A 274-nucleotide genomic window follows, 5' to 3' on the forward strand; every position below is an offset into this window, starting at 1 on the left:
TTATGTGACTTTTAGTCCGTTTCACTCCGAAGGTGTGAAACAAAAAACCACCCGCTATGCGGGTGTGCATCAAAGGTTATACCCAAAAGACTCCTAACGCGGTACAATATAGGTGTTCAAGCCAATTGTAAAGCGAAAGGAGTCAAAATATGGCACAGAAGGCACATAGCTTATCACACACAAAGTGGATGTGCAAATATCACATTGTGTTCACCCCTAAGTATAGACGAAAAATAATCTATAATCAATACAGAAGTAGTCTCGGTGAGATTTT

Annotated in this window: 1 protein-coding gene; it reads left to right on the forward strand. The window is 39.8% G+C overall.

Features of this window, described 5'->3' with window-relative positions; all coding sequences use genetic code 11:
• Nucleotides 1–149: 149 nt before the first annotated feature.
• A partial coding sequence (locus tag AT575_RS10300) for a transposase (protein WP_174683104.1) occupies nt 150–274 on the forward strand: 125 nt, incomplete at its 3' end.

This window comes from Streptococcus penaeicida, from assembly GCF_002887775.1.
In the GTDB taxonomy this organism is placed as follows: domain Bacteria; phylum Bacillota; class Bacilli; order Lactobacillales; family Streptococcaceae; genus Streptococcus; species Streptococcus penaeicida.